This is a genomic window from Cognaticolwellia aestuarii, assembly GCF_002000025.1.
GTDB lineage: Bacteria > Pseudomonadota > Gammaproteobacteria > Enterobacterales > Alteromonadaceae > Cognaticolwellia > Cognaticolwellia aestuarii.
The window spans coordinates 510,165-527,679 of sequence record NZ_MUZV01000001.1; the positions used below are offsets into that span (position 1 = coordinate 510,165).

General features: G+C 39.1%; 9 protein-coding genes. 8 read left to right on the forward strand and 1 reads right to left on the reverse strand.

All coding sequences use genetic code 11. The features are described 5' to 3' along the window. Positions 1-260: 260 nt before the first annotated feature. Complete coding sequence (locus B0169_RS02305) at positions 261-2,516, reverse strand: TonB-dependent receptor (RefSeq protein WP_077284276.1); 2,256 nt, start codon at positions 2,514-2,516, stop codon at positions 261-263. Between the two features lie 553 nt (positions 2,517-3,069). Between B0169_RS02305 and B0169_RS02310 the strand changes: the two genes are divergently transcribed. The 8 genes from B0169_RS02310 (at position 3,070) to recG (ending at position 17,515) form a co-directional block, all read left to right on the forward strand. Then, positions 3,070-9,762: a response regulator gene (locus B0169_RS02310; protein ID WP_077284278.1), complete on the forward strand. Its 6,693-nt coding sequence runs from the start codon at positions 3,070-3,072 to the stop codon at positions 9,760-9,762. Positions 9,763-9,795: 33 nt separating this feature from the next. Then, a complete protein-coding gene (locus tag B0169_RS02315) occupies positions 9,796-10,773 on the forward strand; it encodes a diguanylate cyclase domain-containing protein (RefSeq protein WP_077284280.1) in 978 nt (325 codons plus the stop codon). A gap of 115 nt (positions 10,774-10,888) precedes the next feature. Then, positions 10,889-11,512, forward strand: a complete 624-nt coding sequence (gmk, locus tag B0169_RS02320) for a guanylate kinase (protein ID WP_077284282.1) — start codon at positions 10,889-10,891, stop codon at positions 11,510-11,512. 74 nt (positions 11,513-11,586) lie between these two features. Then, a complete protein-coding gene (gene rpoZ / locus B0169_RS02325; RefSeq protein ID WP_077284284.1) occupies positions 11,587-11,862 on the forward strand; it encodes a DNA-directed RNA polymerase subunit omega in 276 nt (91 codons plus the stop codon). A gap of 211 nt (positions 11,863-12,073) precedes the next feature. Next, complete coding sequence (gene spoT, locus B0169_RS02330) at positions 12,074-14,182, forward strand: bifunctional GTP diphosphokinase/guanosine-3',5'-bis pyrophosphate 3'-pyrophosphohydrolase (RefSeq protein ID WP_077284286.1); 2,109 nt, start codon at positions 12,074-12,076, stop codon at positions 14,180-14,182. Between the two features lie 18 nt (positions 14,183-14,200). Further along, on the forward strand, positions 14,201-14,590 hold the full coding sequence (locus B0169_RS02335) for a RidA family protein (RefSeq protein WP_077284288.1): 390 nt from the start codon (positions 14,201-14,203) through the stop codon (positions 14,588-14,590). A 79-nt stretch (positions 14,591-14,669) separates the two neighbouring features. Further along, entirely contained in the window at positions 14,670-15,380 is a 711-nt protein-coding gene (gene trmH, locus B0169_RS02340) for a tRNA (guanosine(18)-2'-O)-methyltransferase TrmH (protein ID WP_077284290.1), read from the forward strand. A 47-nt stretch (positions 15,381-15,427) separates the two neighbouring features. Beyond that, positions 15,428-17,515 (forward strand): ATP-dependent DNA helicase RecG, encoded by a 2,088-nt coding sequence (recG, locus tag B0169_RS02345; protein ID WP_143323464.1) that lies wholly within the window; start codon positions 15,428-15,430, stop codon positions 17,513-17,515.

Consider the following 17,515-nt stretch of genomic DNA (forward strand, 5'->3'; position numbering starts at 1 on the left):
TAGTATGTACTCTTTTTGTTATTGTTGTTGAGCTAATAGATACAACGAGTATCTGTACAATTAAAGTACCAAGCAGTGTCAGCAAAGTAAACCGAGAAAAAAACACACAAGTAGAGGTTAAAAATCAATCCACTTTGATGCTTTCACTGGCTATTTTCAAAGTTAACTCGGCAGATAACTCTACCAAACCTGCACATTAGGCATAAAAAAAGCTGAGTAATACTCAGCTTTCAATATTGTCTTATAGGGCAGATAGAAAACTAAAATCTATAACTCGCTTCAATGCCTAGTTGTCGAGCTTCCGCCTTTAATTCCGTGACCGCCCCCAACGCTGCAATAGAATTAAACCTCAGTTCGCTATACTCAGTATTGGTTAGGTTTTTAGCCCATAACGTTAACGTTAATGCTTGATTTAATTCGTAACTAATATGGCCATTAATAACAACAAAATCGGTTTGTTCAACATAAGGATTTTCTTCTTGATCAAAATAGAAGTCTGATTGAAAATCAAAACTAAGCTGAGCCGTTAACTCTCGCTCCATCACTATCATTTCATGAAGAATTGCCCCACTAACATTCCACTTAGAAGCAAAAGGTAGGCGATTATCCGCAACAACTACACCGTTTTGATTGAATTCCCCCATATTAGCTTTAGGTAAATAACCAACATTTAACCGCAACTGCCAATCGTGACTAGGGGTCAGTACAAGCTCTGATTCCAAACCATAAATAGTCGAATCACCAGCATTTTTTAACACGTGATCAACAGCAATACCTTGAGTTTGGTTCACAAAAACTTGCTGATCTTTATAGTCATAATAAAACGCCGCTAAGTGTAAACGGGCATTGCGTTGCCAAAACTGTAAGTAAGCACCTATTTCATAAGCATCAAGTTTCTCAGGTGCATACTCAGACGCTATTGCCTGTGCTTGGCTTGTGGCATAACCTGCATTATAACCACCACTTTTATAGCCACGAGAATAACTATAATATACTGAAGAATGCTCATTTAACTTTTGATTTAATGCTAATTTTCCAGAGAACTCATCATCTTTAACTTGCCCCTTTTCATTCCATTTATCTACTTCAAAACCAAAAGCCACCGTGTCTTTATCGGCATTGACATGATATTTAGTGGTTTCGTCGGTATAACGCATGCCAGCAGTAACGGTAAACACGTCATTAAGCCGATGCTCGAGCTGTGAATAAACAGCAAATGAGCTATTTTCTAATTGATTGTCATAGATATATTGAGCAGCAACCGCCTCAAACCCGGGCACTGGACGAAAGTCTCGAAATAAATCAAAACTATTATTTTGTTGGATATCTTCATCGACATAAAACAAACCACTCACTAAATGGTTATCGCCAAAATCAACAGCAAGGCTCAACTCTTGACTAAATAAAGTATTATCCGTCCCCATCGTACCTTCAATGAAGTTACCTGGGCCATCAGAATCCCAAGAATGGAAGCGCTCTAATGAGCGATAACCACTAGTTGACGTTAAAAGCATATCGTCATTTAATTGCCATTCAAATTTAACGCTAGCGCCCCAACTATCAGTATCATGCTTTCGATCTGCGGTATCAGCATTGACGTGCCAAAAGTCACTATCATCAATTTGATTACCAAAATTATCGGCACATAGGCTTGAACCTAGCTGCGAGGCCTGACAATTACCACTACCGTCCACTTGCCTCATGCCTAGGCTAGCAATAGGCTTTGGCTTACCAGACCAGTCCTCGGCATGAAACTTACTCGTTATAGTTAAGTCATCAAGCTCAGATTTCACCATTAAACGCACATTAGTTTGTTTTAAACCACCATCAGGCTGACCAGCCATTTGGTTATCTGTCGAAAAGTTATAATCTTGATGGCTCATCGCTAAGCGTATCGCCGTGCTTTCGCTAATAGGTACATTCACCGCCGCTGCTAAAGAAAGCGTATCATGCTGAGCAACACTAGCATTAATATAGCCAGCAAATTCCTTATCTGGTTGTTTTGAGCGCAGTAAAATAGCACCACCTGTAGTATTGCGCCCAAATAATGAGCCTTGCGGACCACGCAAAACCTCCACGTGCTCTAAATCAAATAAATTTACCGATAAATTATTTGCACTGCCACTGACCACACCATCTGAATAAATAGCAATAGGCGAAATAGTCGAAGTGTTGTAATCAATCATACCTACACCGCGAATGTTAAAAGCAGGAGGAGTGCCTTCGCCAGCATTATTGGTAATTTTTAAATTGGGTACAAATGCAGAAAGTTGCGTAGTATCTTTCAATTGCTGGCGCGCGATATCTTCACCTTCAAGAACCGAGACAGCGACGGTGACATCATTTATTTTTTGTTTACGTTTTTGCGCGTAAACTTCAATGATTTCCATGCTGTTTTCATTTGCTTGTAACTGACTTGATTGCTTATCAAGTTCATTTTCAGCGAATACAAAAAATGGTAATAAGGTAAAACAAGCCGCACTAATAGCAACCGATGGTGGATTTGACCTGAACATTTAATTCCCTTCAAGAATACTGTTTTTTAACCATGGTAATCATGGCTTAAAATGTTTGTAGCGTTAATAATAACGATGAATTTCGCTATTTATCGAAGTAACATCATTATCATCACCAATGTCCTTAAAGTTATTATCAATTCCGGTTTGAGGGCGAAAACATACTGATTCATTATCTAAGTAAAACTGGACAATAGCAACTACCGCCAAAATTAAACAGTATTTCGGTATTCAAATAAGAATTTTAAATTCGGTGTTTAATTCATCTGTACATTAAATACGGTGGTGCTAAGCTAAGTTAGATACAGCAATAAGTTAATTTCAATTCAGGATAACTAAAGTAAGACAATCAATTCGTTTACTTTAGTGGCGTTAAACAATAAAAATGTTCCACAACACGCTCTCATTAGTGCATTATTAATTAACGTATGTAATTTAAAATACAGCATTCATAACCCCGAGTGGGGAGAGTTGGAAATCAAAAATAGATTACACTCATGCTTTATTTATCTCGAATCAACAACATTTGAACATAAAGGTTGAAGTAATATAAATGTTACATTTTCAAGGATATACCTTCGTTAAGGCGCAGCAAGAAATTTCCAGCTCGGTGCAATTATTTATTGTTAAAAATGAAAAAGAAGAAACCTTTTTAGTTAAACGACTTAAAAAGAATAAAAACACCCAGTCGCTTACTCGCTTTAAAAAGTTTTTATCTTTACAGAGTAAATTGCCAATCGAGCAATTAATTTCCCCCGTCGAACGCCTTGATGAACAACAATATTGTTATGCTGTATTTCCTTTTTCTCAACAAACTCAATCTTTAGCAGCACTATCTTTATCTTCACTTTCGTTAGAAAACAAACTCGAAATTGCGATTAATATTTGCCAACTTTATGCACAATTGCATCAACTGGGCTTTATTGTTAACAACATTTGTCCTGATCATATTTTTATTGATGAAAATTTTCAGCCATTAATATATGACTTAAGTTTTGCGACAAAAATTTCGGTGCTATACAAAAGGGCTTCAAATACCAGCGTTGATCGCCAATATTTAGCGACACTATCTCCTGAAGCTAGCGGACGAATGGATCGTGCTGTTGAAGTATATTCTGACCTGTATTCTATCGGTGCCTGTTTGTTCAAACTATTTACCAGCCGTTTCCCCTTTAATTATGACGATGAAATGGAGTTGGTTCATGCCCATATTGCTAAAAAACCAAAACTCGCAAACGTATATAACGCGGAATTACCTGAAGCGGTCGCCCATATACTTGCTCGTTTATTAGCAAAAGAGCCACACCAGCGATATCAAACCGTACAAGGGCTTAAAGCAGATTTTGTTCGATGTGCAACCGATTTAAAAAAACTCAACAATATTCCATTATTTTCATTAGGTAAAAATGACTTTAGCAATAAACTGACTTTTTCTGCAGCCCTTTTCGGGCGCAGTAAAGAGCAAGACATTTTACTGCAAGCCTTCCGTCACGTTGAACAGCAAAAAAACAGTCAAATATGTGTCGTTAGCGGCTACTCTGGAGTTGGAAAATCACGCCTTATTAAAGAGTTACATCGACCTATTATTGAGAAGCAAGGTTATTTTGTTTCCGGAAAATATGAGCAATATAAAAAAACCACCGCTTATTTTGCATTAATTCAAGCGATTACCGATCTAGTCGAACAGCTTTTAGGAGAAAGTGAAGAGAGCCTGACTAACTGGAAAAAAGTTTTTCAAACGGCACTACAAGGTAACGGACAATTACTCATAGAGCTTGTGCCTGAATTGGCATTAATTATTGGTATGCAGCCGATACCAACAGAGTTACCTCCCAAAGAAGCTCGTCATCGCTTTAATACAACACTAGCGAGCTTTTTACAGGCACTTGGACAACAAAATAGAATTGTGTCGATTTTTATCGATGATATGCAATGGGCTGATGTGGCTACTATTAAGTTATTGCAGCATTTAGTTGAAAGTAAGAATAGCAACAACTTATTGCTTATTTTGGCTTATCGCGATAATGAAATCAGCACCACACATCCATTAAATCAGTTCCTAGAAGATATAAAAAAAACAACAACGTTTAATAGCCAAATTAATTTATTACCGCTAAAAGCAACGGCAATAGGCGAATTTATTGCCGCATCATTATCCTTAACACTGCAAGAAATCCAGCCTTTAATTGATATAGTTATCGAAAAGACTGCTGGTAACCCATTCTTTATCATAGAGTTTATAAAGTCTTTAAATGAACAAGGTATTTTAACTAAAAATAAAAAAAATCAATGGCATTGGGACGAACAGTTAACACATCGACTCACCGCAACCGACAATGTAATTGAATTAATGGCAATACGGCTAACTCATGTCTCGACATTAGGGCAAAATATACTGCACCATGCAGCATGTATTGGCAGCGTGGTCTCAATTGATTTATTAACTTATGTTGTTGACTTAACCAATAAGGACATTGAACGTGCATTGCGCCCTTTAATCGCTGATGGTTTGTTGATTGCTTACTCACAAAATCAACAAATTGACACATTAGAGCAAATTAAGTTTTCTCATGACAAAATACAACAAGCCGCCTATTTGTTAGCTAACCCAGTACCAAAGTCGCTTATTCATTACAAAGTAGCGCAGTATTATTTATCAAATATAAACTCGACATTAATAAAAAACTCATACACTGATGATAATATTTTCGATTACATCGAACATTTAAATTTAGCTTCGTCTTTATATATCGAACAAGGCAACGAAAAATTATTAGCACACTTTAATAATATCGCCGGTCAAAAAGCGCTAGAGAGTAATGATTACAATAGCGCTCTTTATTATTTCGAGCAGGCAGAGCATTATTTAGACAAGCAGCATTGGCAGCAAGAATATAAACTCAGCCTAAGTATCGCCTTAGGTAAAGCCAATGTGCTGTATTTAACTCAAGATTATCAACAGGGCAACTTACACTTTCAGCAACATAGTGCACTGATTAGTAATATTATTGATCAAGCCCATTTTACAAAAGTTCAAGTACTTGCATTGATTGCACAAAATGAAATGCAAAAAGCTTTTGATTTAGGTATTGCAACATTACAAGCTATCTCTATTACCTTACCGCCAGCATCAGAAACACTTAACTACTTAGTGATAGAGAAATATTATCAACGAGATAACATTGCTAAGTTAGCTAATTTATCTGCCATGACTGATAGCCGTCAATTATTAGCGCTTGATATTCTGAATGCGATACAAACACCGGCTTACTTATTGAGTCCAGTAGAGTATATGCGAATAGCCTATACCTCACTTGAATTGTGTTTACTTGGTGGGCTATCAGCGCTGAGTGCGAAAGTCTTTGTCACTCATGGTTTGCTGTTATGTGGGGCATTTTCTCGCTTTGAAGAAGGCTTAGCTTTTGCCGCCTTAGCCACTAAAGTTAATCAACTCTATCCATCTGAAGCTATTCATGTTGAAGTAGAATTCACTCGCAATGTTTCAATTGCCCATTGGACTGCTCCGTTAAGTAGCACATTAAAACCATTAGAAGATAATTTTTATCATGGTGTTGAATGTAGCAGTATTGAGTACGCTTTTCATTCAGCACTATTTCAAAGTATGCATAGTTTGCTCTGCGGTGAAGGCCTTAGCACATGCCAAAAAATATTTGCTCGCCATACGGATATTATGAGAAATAAAAAGCAGTATTATCAATTAGGCATTATGCAAATATGGCAACAGTTGATTAAAAATCTGCAAGATGAAAAGACCCATACCAATAATTTACAAGGGCAACATTTTAACGAATCGGTACAGCTTCCCGCGCTCATTGAAAGTGAAAACGTCACCACACTTTTCACCTATCATTTAGCCCGAATGATACAAGCTTATTTATTCAATGATATTGCCCAAGCCTATGAGCAAGTTAAATTAGCACAGTCATACCAAAACTCCGTGGTCTCTTTATACCATTTTGGTGAGTTTCACTTTTATGCCGCACTGATACGTACGCAATATGCACGCCAGCACATATCTGGCCAACAGCATAATGATGAAAACATGCTAGCAATAAACACTAGCCTTAGTTTAATTGAACAATGGGCGCTTAGCGCTCCCGAAAATTATCAGCATAAAGCAAAGTTAATTCGCGCAGAGCTACAATTTTTATCACAAGATTGCGCAGCATGGCAAAACTACGATCAAGCCATAGCTCTTGCTAAGCAACATTCTGCAAACCACCATGCCGCACTTGCCAATGAGCTAGCTGGCAATTACTGGTTAGCCGCCAATAAAAAATCATTAGCTAGAGATTATTATCAACAAGCCTGCAATGACTATCAAATATGGGGCGCTAGCCATAAAGCTCAACAATTACTCGAGTTACATCAATCACTTTTGGTTAAACCCAGCCATCACAGTCATAAATTGCCAAGCTATCAGCAACAGAGTAATAATGCACAAGTACTTGATTTAGCTTCAGTATTAAAAGCCTCTGAAACCTTAAGTGGTAAAGTTGATTTAACCGCATTCCTGCACCGAATGATGGTCATTATTATTGAAAATGCGGGTGCACAAAATGGCGCCTTATTGTTACAAAGTGACGGAATTTTAAATACCGAAATCGCTTTATCTCGTGATGGTATTAGTAACACGTCACAACAATTACCTTACTCAATCATTAATTTTGTTTCTCGTACGTTAAAAGCACAGGTACTAACTCAAACCAGTATTGAGGAGCAATTTTTTTCTGATCCTTACTTTACTGAACATCAACCAAAATCAGTTATTTGTGTACCAAGTATTGTTAAAGGCAATCTGCAAGGTATCGTTTACCTTGAACATTATGATATTGAAGGAGCTTTTAGTGCTGAGCGGGTTAATGTTTTACAATTACTTGCTGATCAAACAGCCATTTCATTCGATAATGCCAAATTATATCAACAAGTAGTTAGTTATAGTCGCAATCTCGAAAATCAAATTCATGAGCGCACTAAAGAGTTGGCCGCAGAAAAAATAAAAGCCGAACAAGCCAATCAGGCAAAATCTAATTTCTTAGCAAACATGAGCCATGAAATTAGAACGCCAATGAATGCTGTTATTGGCTTAAGTCAACTCGCTTTACGAACAAAACTGTCTGCAACACAACAAGACTATTTAGAAAAAATACAAGACTCTTCTAAGTCATTACTCGGTTTAATCAATGACATTTTGGATTTTTCAAAAATTGAAGCACAAAAGCTCACATTAGAAAAAATTCAGTTTTCATTAGATGAAATTCTTCAACGTGTGGTGAATATTTGTGCTTTTAAAGTGCATGAAAAAAACTTAGAGTTAGTTATTGATATCGCACCTGACGTACCTAAAATATTGATCGGCGACCCCTTGCGCTTGCAGCAAGTTATCATCAACTTAGCCAATAATGCGGTTAAGTTCACTCAATCAGGTGCAATTCGTGTTTGTATTAAAAAACATAGCGAGAGTACGGAAAAGTGTTGTTTAAAATTCTCAATTCACGACACCGGCATAGGTATGAGCAAGGAGCAACAGCGAGGACTATTTCAATCGTTTACTCAAGCCGATGATTCAGTTACCCGTAAATATGGTGGAACAGGCCTAGGTTTAGCAATCAGCAAACAATTGACTGAGCTTATGGGCGGGCAAATATCACTCACCAGTGAACTAAACACGGGCTCAACTTTTAGCTTTACCGCCAACTTTGAGCATGCTGAGCAAACACAAGAAATCATGCCGATGGTTGATCGTCAAATGCTCACCGACTTAAAAGTGTTAGTTGCTGATGATATTGATATTGCTAGAAAAGTATTAATTGAAACATTAGCTTATATGGAGATTTCTGCTGATGGTGTGGAAAATGGTGAACAAGCACTAACCGCGGTATTATCTGCAGAAAAGAATGGTCGCCCTTATGATATTGTGTTGATGGATTGGAAAATGCCGAAAATGGATGGCATTGAAGCTGCACGACAGATTCAAGCACAAGCACAAGACAAACACCCACATATATTAATGGTATCTGCTTATGATAAAGATGAAGCTAAAGCGTTAGCCATTAATTCTGGTATTGATGAATTTCTTGAAAAGCCAATTAACCAGTCAGTATTAGTTGATGCTATTATTGAACTGTTGAGCAAAAAAAGTAAAAGAGTCACCGTGGAAAACAGCCAATCAGAACTTATCATTCCCAATTTAAGTGCTTATAAAGTTTTGTTAGTTGAAGATAATATGATCAACCAACAAGTTGCGAAAGAATTTTTAGCCGATACAAAAATAAAAGTTGAGTGTGCTGAGAATGGTTTAATAGCTTTAGAAAAAGTATCTACGCACGCATTTGATTTAGTGTTAATGGATATTCAAATGCCAGAAATGGACGGCTTAACCGCCACTAAAGAAATTCGTAAAACCCTGAAAATGTCAGATTTACCGATAATTGCCATGACCGCACATGCCATGGAAGGTGATATAGAAAAGAGTGTTATCGCCGGTATGAACCAACATTTAACTAAACCGATTGAGCCTGATCTGCTCTACAAAACCTTAAGCCAATATTTAGGCAGAAAAAGTAACTTATCACCCCCACAGTCAACCCAATCAGGGCAATCGAGTGCCATAAAACAAAAATTAACCCGATTACGTCAAGAGACAGGATTAGCTGTTGATGAGGCAATCAAAAAAATCCAGGGCAAAGAAGGACTTTATACTGAACTCATTCATGATTTTTGGCTAAAATATCAATTACTATCTCAAGAAATGGGGCAATTTTATAAGTCTAAACAAACAGAATCATTATACCGTAGTGCTCATTCGTTAAAATCGACAGCACAATACATTGGAGCCTATGAATTGGCAACGTCGGCCAATGCGCTGGAAAACGAAATTCATCACCAAGGTTCATACGTTGAATTAAAACTCAACGAAGTAACTACGCACCTAGACTTTATTGTTGCGCAATTAAACCGTATATATCATCCAGTGCCGCAGGCTAATGATCATCAGAAATTTGATATCAACAAAGCAAAAAAAATTATCGAAAAATTAAAACCTTGTTTAAAGTCAGCTAATATTCAAGCAGAAGGTATTGCCAAAGAGTTAATGAAGATTGCTTATGAAACACCATATCACGAACAAATTATTGCCATTGAAAAACAAGTCAGCGACTTCGATTTTGATGATGCTTTAGCGGCACTGAACGCCCTAGAAGAAGTGATAGTTAATGCTAATTAATCATCAGAAAAGCTGCTATAGAGGTAGTGACTAATGCAACTGCTCAACAAGGAAGAACGCCGTAGGGCAAGTGAACAAAATTACACCATTTTGTGTATTGATGATGAAAGCGTTAATTTAAAAGTGTTAGCGTCCATCTTTAAAGATCACTATAACGTTATCGCTTGCAAAAGTGCTAAACAGGGTTTTAAGCACGCTTTACAAGAAGAACCAGATATTATTTTGCTTGATGTCTTGATGCCTGAAGAGAGTGGCTTCGAGCTAATGGAAAAATTAAAGAAGCACCCCAAACTATCTACTATACCTGTTATTTTCATTACCGGCTTACAAGATGCTGAAGATGAAGAAAAAGGTTTACTCATGGGCGCTTGTGATTATATTCAAAAACCATTTAACTACAGTATTGTTCGTGCGCGAGTAAACACGCATCTAGAAATTATTCGCCAACGTAATTTATTAGAAAAGTATGCCTTATTCGACAGCCTAACAGAAGTACCTAATCGCCGAAAATGGCAGCAAGACAGCGATGACGCTTGGGTATCAGCCAAAGCAGCTAAAAAACCAATGGTATATGGCATTATCGACGTTGATCACTTTAAAAAATACAATGATCACTACGGTCATCAGCAAGGCGATGTGGCTTTACGTAAAATAGCAAATGCCATTAGAAGAGCGTTATATAGCGCTGGTGGAGATATTTATCGCTGTGGTGGTGAAGAGTTTTATTTTTACTTTCCCGTAGCAAAAAATATTACCGCATCAACGGTATTATCAGCTTGTTTAGACAGTGTCACTCAACTTGCTATCCCTCACCATGCAATCACTGACAACGGTTATATCTCGGTCAGTATTGGCGCAGTTATGGTCACACCAAATAACAATACTGCTATAGAGCACATTATGCAGCAAGCAGATGAAAGGCTATATTTAATCAAAAAAGGCAGTCGTAATGCTGTTAGCCTGCTAGAACTTAATCAATACAATCAGCCAATTTCTGTTGGCATTTCCTGATAGCCGCCAAGCTAAGCGCGATTTTTACCGAAAAATAATGGGAAAAACTGAAAATATTAAGTATAGTGCGCGCCATTAATACTGATGACTATTAATCAGCTACAGAGGATAAATTGTGACAACTAAAGGCAACCTTTTCATTCTATCTGCCCCAAGTGGCGCTGGTAAATCGAGTTTAATTTCTGCTTTACTTAAACAAGCGTCGCCAAGAGCGATGCAAGTTTCCGTTTCTCATACAACTCGTGCCCCTCGTCCTGGTGAAATTGATGGCCAACACTATCACTTTGTCACCAAGGAGCAATTCAAAAACGCTATTGCTGAAAAACATTTCTACGAGTATGCCGAAGTTTTTGGTAATTTTTATGGTACTAGCGAAGTAGCAATAGACTTGCAACTTGCTCAGGGAATTGATGTTTTTCTTGATATCGACTGGCAAGGTGCACAACAAGTTAGAATGAAAAAGCCAGAAGTAACCACTATTTTTATCAGTCCGCCATCAAAGCAAGAATTAGAAAATAGACTACGTGGCCGAGGACAAGACAGCGAAGCAGTCATTCAAGATAGAATGGCGCAGGCACAAGCAGAATGTTCACATTACCAAGAATTTGATTACATCATTATCAACGACGACTTTGAGCAAGCATTAACCGATTTGACGACGATAGTGAACAATCAACGCTTGAAGCGCAGTCAGCAAGCATGCCGACATCAGCAGTTATTTGCAGAATTATTAGCATAGAGCGCTTGCTTAACAACCAGTGGATCAAGTAAACTACGCCACTATTTTATAAATTTAATTGTTGGAGTGACCAAATGGCTCGCGTAACTGTTGAAGATGCCGTAGAAAAAGTCGGTAATCGTTTTGACTTGGTGTTAATTGCATCTCGTCGTGCTCGTCAAATTGCTACGGGCGGGAAAGATCCATTGGTTGAAGTTGAAAATGACAAACCAACAGTATTAGCTTTGCGTGAAATCGAAGCCGGTCTTATTACTACTGAAGTAATGGACAATTCTGAGCGTCATGAGCAAGTACAACAAGATTCTGCTGAATTAGCAGCTGTTGCCGCAATTGTTGGTGGTAATCAATAATTTCACTAACGATTAACGTTAGTTGCAACATTAAAAACGCGTAAATTACGGCTTTGTAGTTTACGCGTTTTTTATTCTCCGTTGGTTATTTAACAAGTTCATGACAAAAAATCCATTCTAGTGTGCTTAAACATTGGCATAGCGGCAAAATAATCGTATTCTAATCTTATCGCTAAACTCTGAATCACTATCATCATTAAGGAATTACTGGGTGTACCTTTTTGAACCACTAAAAGAACATGTATCAAGTTATTTGTCGAAAGTACAAATAGACTTATTGAAGCAGGCTTACATTGTTGCGCGAGAAGCACACGATGGCCAAATGCGTTCCAGCGGTGAGCCTTATATTACCCATCCGGTTGCGGTGGCACTTAATCTTGCCAAAATGCATTTAGATCATGAAACCTTAATGGCTGCGTTGTTGCATGATGTCATCGAAGATACAAAAACCACTAAAGATGAACTCGCCGAACTTTTCGGTCACACGGTTGCAGAGCTCGTTGAGGGTGTCAGTAAGCTCGATAAGCTAAAGTTTGATAATAAAGAAGAAATGCAAGCGGAAAACTTTCGTAAAATGGTCTTGGCCATGGTGCAAGATATTCGTGTTATTTTAATTAAGCTTGCCGACCGCACGCATAATATGCGTACTTTGGAGTCTTTACGTCCTGATAAACGCCGACGTATAGCCCGCGAAACATTAGATATTTATGCTCCGATCGCGAATCGCCTCGGTATTCATGATGTCAAAAATGAACTAGAAGTATTAGGCTTTGAAGCGTTATACCCTATGCGCTCTAGAGCGTTAAAATCTGCGGTTAAACAAGCACGTGGCAACCGCAAAGAAATTATCAACAACATTCAAGAAGAAGTCACCAGACGCTTAGCTGAAAGCGGTATTAAGGCACAAGTGATTGGCCGAGAAAAGCATCTGTACTCTATCTATCGTAAAATGCAAAACAAAGAGCTCATGTTCAATGAAGTCATGGACATTTATGCCTTTCGAATTATTGTTGGCGATAAAATAGATGACTGTTATCGTGCTTTAGGTGCTGCTCATAACTTATTTAAGCCGATTGAATCACGCTTTAAAGACTATATTGCCATTCCAAAAACCAATGGCTACCAATCGTTACATACGTCCTTAATTGGTCCGCATGGTATTCCAGTTGAAATTCAAATTCGTACCCACGATATGGATCAAATGGCGGATAAAGGTGTCGCGGCGCACTGGCTATATAAACAAGACGGCGAAGACACAGGTACTACAGCACAAATGAAAGCGCGTCGTTGGATGCAAAGTTTATTAGAGTTGCAGCAAAGTGCCGGTAGTTCGTTTGAGTTTATCGAGAATGTAAAATCAGATCTTTTTCCGGAAGAAATTTATGTTTTCACTCCTGATGGTCGCATAATTGAACTTCCTATGGGCGCAACAGCTGTCGACTTTGCTTACGCTGTCCATACCGATGTGGGCAACTCTTGTGTCGGTGTAAAAGTTGATCGCAAACCTTTTCCATTAAGCCAGCCACTAGACTCAGGACAGACGATTGAAGTCATTACTTCGACCGCCGCCCGACCTAACGCGACATGGCTTAACTTTGTTGTAACTTCAAAAGCACGACTGCAAATTCGCACGTATTTACGCTCACAAGAGCAAACAGAGTCTCTCGCTTTAGGTCGACGTCTACTCAGTCACGCGTTAGGTACAACCAAGCTAGAAGATATTGCGCAAGAAAAACTTACACAAGTCGTTAAAGATACCGGTAACAATACTGTTGAAGAGCTCTTAATTAATATCGGCTTAGGCAATGCGTTAAGTATCGGTATTGCTAAGCGCTTAAAAGATGAATTTACCGAAGAGTCTGATCTGCAACCAACAGCAACCAAAGGCAAAATGCCAATTAAAGGCACAGAAGGCATGATGGTTAGCTATGGTAAGTGTTGTCGCCCTATTCCTGGTGACTCGATTCTTGCTTATTTAAGTCCAGGTAAAGGTTTGATGGTTCATCAACATGGCTGTCGAAATAATAAAGGCCATGAGCAAGGTAGTCTATTCCCGGTCAGATGGGACACTGATATCGATCGAGACTTTATTGCCAAACTACGTATCGAAATCCTTAATCACAAAGGAGCACTAGCGGCATTAACCAATGTGGTTGCTCGCTGCGGCTCTAATGTTCACTCGCTAAATTCTGGTGAAAAAGAATCTGGCCTTTATCTGATTGATATGGAAATTACCTGCCGAAACAGGGTTCACCTTGCCGATATCATCCGAAAAATTAAAGTTATGGGTGACGTTCAACGCGTTGTACGTAACAAGTAGTCTTACTTAGGAAAATATATGAAAACCATTATTAGCACAGAGCTTGCACCTAGTGCAATTGGCACTTACAGCCAAGCCGTGAAAGTAAATAATACTGTTTATCTTTCAGGCCAAATACCACTAGTACCAGCAACCATGGAAATTATCTCTGAAGATTTCACTGAACAAACACAACAAGTATTTAAAAACCTTGTAGCGGTTTGTGAAGCAGCCGGTGGCAATATTAATGATATGGTAAAAGTGAATATATTCTTACAAGACCTAGCGAATTTCGCTACTGTTAACGAAGTAATGAGTCAATATTTTCAACAACCATACCCTGCAAGAGCCGCAGTTCAAGTAGCGCGATTACCGAAAGATGTGGCAATTGAAATTGACGGTATTATGGAATTGCCGAACTATAGCTAGCACATTCTGTTTAACCAAATTTTCCGGCAAACTAAATAAATAAGCTTTGCCAATATTTAACTAACTTTAGAACCAGTATATGACACCGGATAGACTACAACGAATTAATAGCATGTTAGATCAACGCCAACCTGATTTAACCGTATGCATGGAAGGCGTACACAAAACCCATAACTTAGCAGCAGTGGTTCGCACCGCCGATGCCATTGGTGTTAGTGATGTGCATGCCGTATGGAAAAATGAAACCATGCGCCTTTCCGGTGGTAGTGCTGCCGGTAGTCAAAACTGGATAGATGTTCATGATTACAGTAAAACCGAAGACGCCATCAATGCATTAAAGCAACAAGGCATGCAAGTATTGGTAACAAATTTGTCAGATACCGCTGTCGATTTTCGTGAAATTGATTACACCAAGCCCACAGCAATTATTCTTGGACAGGAAAAGTTTGGTGCCTCTGAAACAGCACTTAAAATGGCTGATCAAGATATTATTATTCCGATGGTTGGCATGGTGCAGTCTTTAAATGTTTCTGTTGCCTGCTCAGTGGTATTATATGAAGCTCAACGTCAACGCCAGGCTGCCGGTTTATATCAACAACCAAGAATAAGCCAACAACGTCGTCAAAGAATATTATTTGAAGGTGGCCACCCTATTTTTGCCAAAGCTTGTCAGCGTAAAGGCTTACCATATCCTGAAATTGATGAAGCTGGTCAAATTGTTGCTTCAGAGCAATGGTGGCAACAAATGCAAATGACCCAAGATGCGTGGCAGAATATTGACGACGAGTAGTCAGTAAACTTTATACTTACAGTAAGGAACTCTGCGTGTCTGGTCAAATGGAAGCATTAACCAATTTAGCTAAAATTCCCGTTACCTCATTAAAAGGCGTTGGGCCAGGCATGGCGGGTAAGTTAGAAAAACTTGGTTTGGTGTCTTTACAAGATTTATTATTCCATTTACCACTTCGCTACGAAGATCGTACTCGTGTCACAGCTGCTCGCGACCTAATGCCCGGTATTTATACCAATATTATTGGTGAAGTCACTGACAGTCGGATAGTGCAAGGTAAACGAAGAATGCTAGTTGTCACCATCAATGATGGTAGCGGTAGTATTAATTTACGCTTTTTTCATTTCACGGCCAGCCAAAAAAATAGCCTTGCTATTGGGCTCAACATTCGTTGTTATGGTGAAATTAATCGTGGTATGCGCGGTTTTGAAATAGTTCATCCCGAATATAAAGCACTTGATCAAGACCAACCATTAACTGCCGTTGAAGAGAACCTAACACCGGTTTACTCAACCACCGATGGTTTACGGCAAATTTCTTTACGAAACCTTACTGAACAAGCATTAACTCGCCTGCAACGAGGCCAAGTAGAAGAGTTATTGCCTGCTGAAATTAGCCATCAGCAATATGCACTAGCTGAAGCACTAGCACTGATACATCGACCTCCTCCTGATACCTCTGTAGTATTAATGGAGCAAGGTAAGCATCCTGCACAACTTCGGCTTATTAAAGAAGAGCTACTAGCTCATAACCTCAGTATGTTGAAGTTGCGGGCATCAAGCGATCACCACCCTGCAGTTTCATTAGCAATAGATGAACAACTGGAGCAGAAATTTTTAGCTGCATTGCCATTTTCACCAACAGGTGCTCAAGCTAGAGTAACAGCTGAAATACGTAACGACCTATTAAAGCACATGCCGATGATGCGCTTAGTACAAGGTGATGTGGGCTCAGGTAAAACATTAGTGGCCGGCTTAGCAGCCTTAACCGCAATTGGCCAAGGCTTCCAAGTAGCTCTCATGGCTCCCACAGAAATACTCGCTGAACAACACGCTATTAATTTTGAAAAATGGTTTCAACCGCTCAATATTACTGTTGGTTGGCTCGCAGGAAAAACGAAAGCTAAGGCAAGACGAAATGCGCTAGAACACATTGCAAATGGCAATATGCAAATGGTGATAGGTACGCATGCCTTATTTCAAGAGCAGGTGATATTTAATAAGCTCGCCTTGATCATTATTGATGAGCAACACAAATTTGGCGTGCATCAACGTTTATCATTACGTGAAAAAGGCGCGTGGCAAGGGCATTATCCGCACCAATTAATCATGACCGCGACACCTATCCCTCGCACACTCGCTATGACCGCGTACGCAGATTTAGACACCTCGGTAATTGATGAATTACCGCCTGGACGGACACCTATCACCACCATTGCTTTGCCAGACTCTCGCCGTGACGATGTTATTGAACGCATTCGACAAGGTTGCATTAACGACAAACGCCAAGCTTATTGGGTATGCACACTAATTGAAGAGTCAGAAGTACTACAATGTCAGGCAGCTGAAGACACGGCTGTCCACTTGCAAGCACAATTATCAACGCTAAAAATTGGCTTAGTGCATGGACGAATGAAAGCAGATGAAAAGCAGGCCGTTATGGAACAATTTAAACTCGGTGAACTGGACCTATTAGTGGCAACAACCGTCATTGAAGTTGGTGTTGATGTACCCAACTCCAGTCTTATGGTCATTGAAAATCCAGAACGCTTAGGTCTTGCGCAATTACATCAATTACGCGGTCGTGTCGGCCGGGGCTCTGTGGCGTCCCACTGCGTGTTAATGTACAAAGCCCCGTTATCTAAAACCGCCACCAAGCGTTTAAACGTACTTAGAGAAAGTAATGATGGCTTTGTTATCGCTCAAAAAGATCTCGAAATACGTGGGCCCGGAGAGTTGCTAGGCACTAAGCAAACGGGCCTTGCTGACTTAAAAATTGCCGATTTACAGCGCGACGCTGATTTAATACCTGAAGTGCAACAACAGGCTCGCCTTATCTGGCAACAATATCCTGAACAAGCCAACGCACTTATTCATCGTTGGCTAGCTAATCGTGAAAAATACTCTAATGCCTAG

Bases quoted from the DNA above. Each gene is read 5' to 3' on its own strand.
- recG (WP_143323464.1), top strand. From the start codon at position 15,428: ATGGAAGCATTAACCAATTTAGCTAAAATTCCCGTTACCTCATTAAAA.
- B0169_RS02305 (WP_077284276.1), bottom strand. From the start codon at position 2,516: ATGTTCAGGTCAAATCCACCATCGGTTGCTATTAGTGCGGCTTGTTTT.
- B0169_RS02315 (WP_077284280.1), top strand. From the start codon at position 9,796: ATGCAACTGCTCAACAAGGAAGAACGCCGTAGGGCAAGTGAACAAAAT.
- trmH (WP_077284290.1), top strand. From the start codon at position 14,670: ATGACACCGGATAGACTACAACGAATTAATAGCATGTTAGATCAACGC.
- B0169_RS02310 (WP_077284278.1), top strand. From the start codon at position 3,070: ATGTTACATTTTCAAGGATATACCTTCGTTAAGGCGCAGCAAGAAATT.
- rpoZ (WP_077284284.1), top strand. From the start codon at position 11,587: ATGGCTCGCGTAACTGTTGAAGATGCCGTAGAAAAAGTCGGTAATCGT.
- B0169_RS02335 (WP_077284288.1), top strand. From the start codon at position 14,201: ATGAAAACCATTATTAGCACAGAGCTTGCACCTAGTGCAATTGGCACT.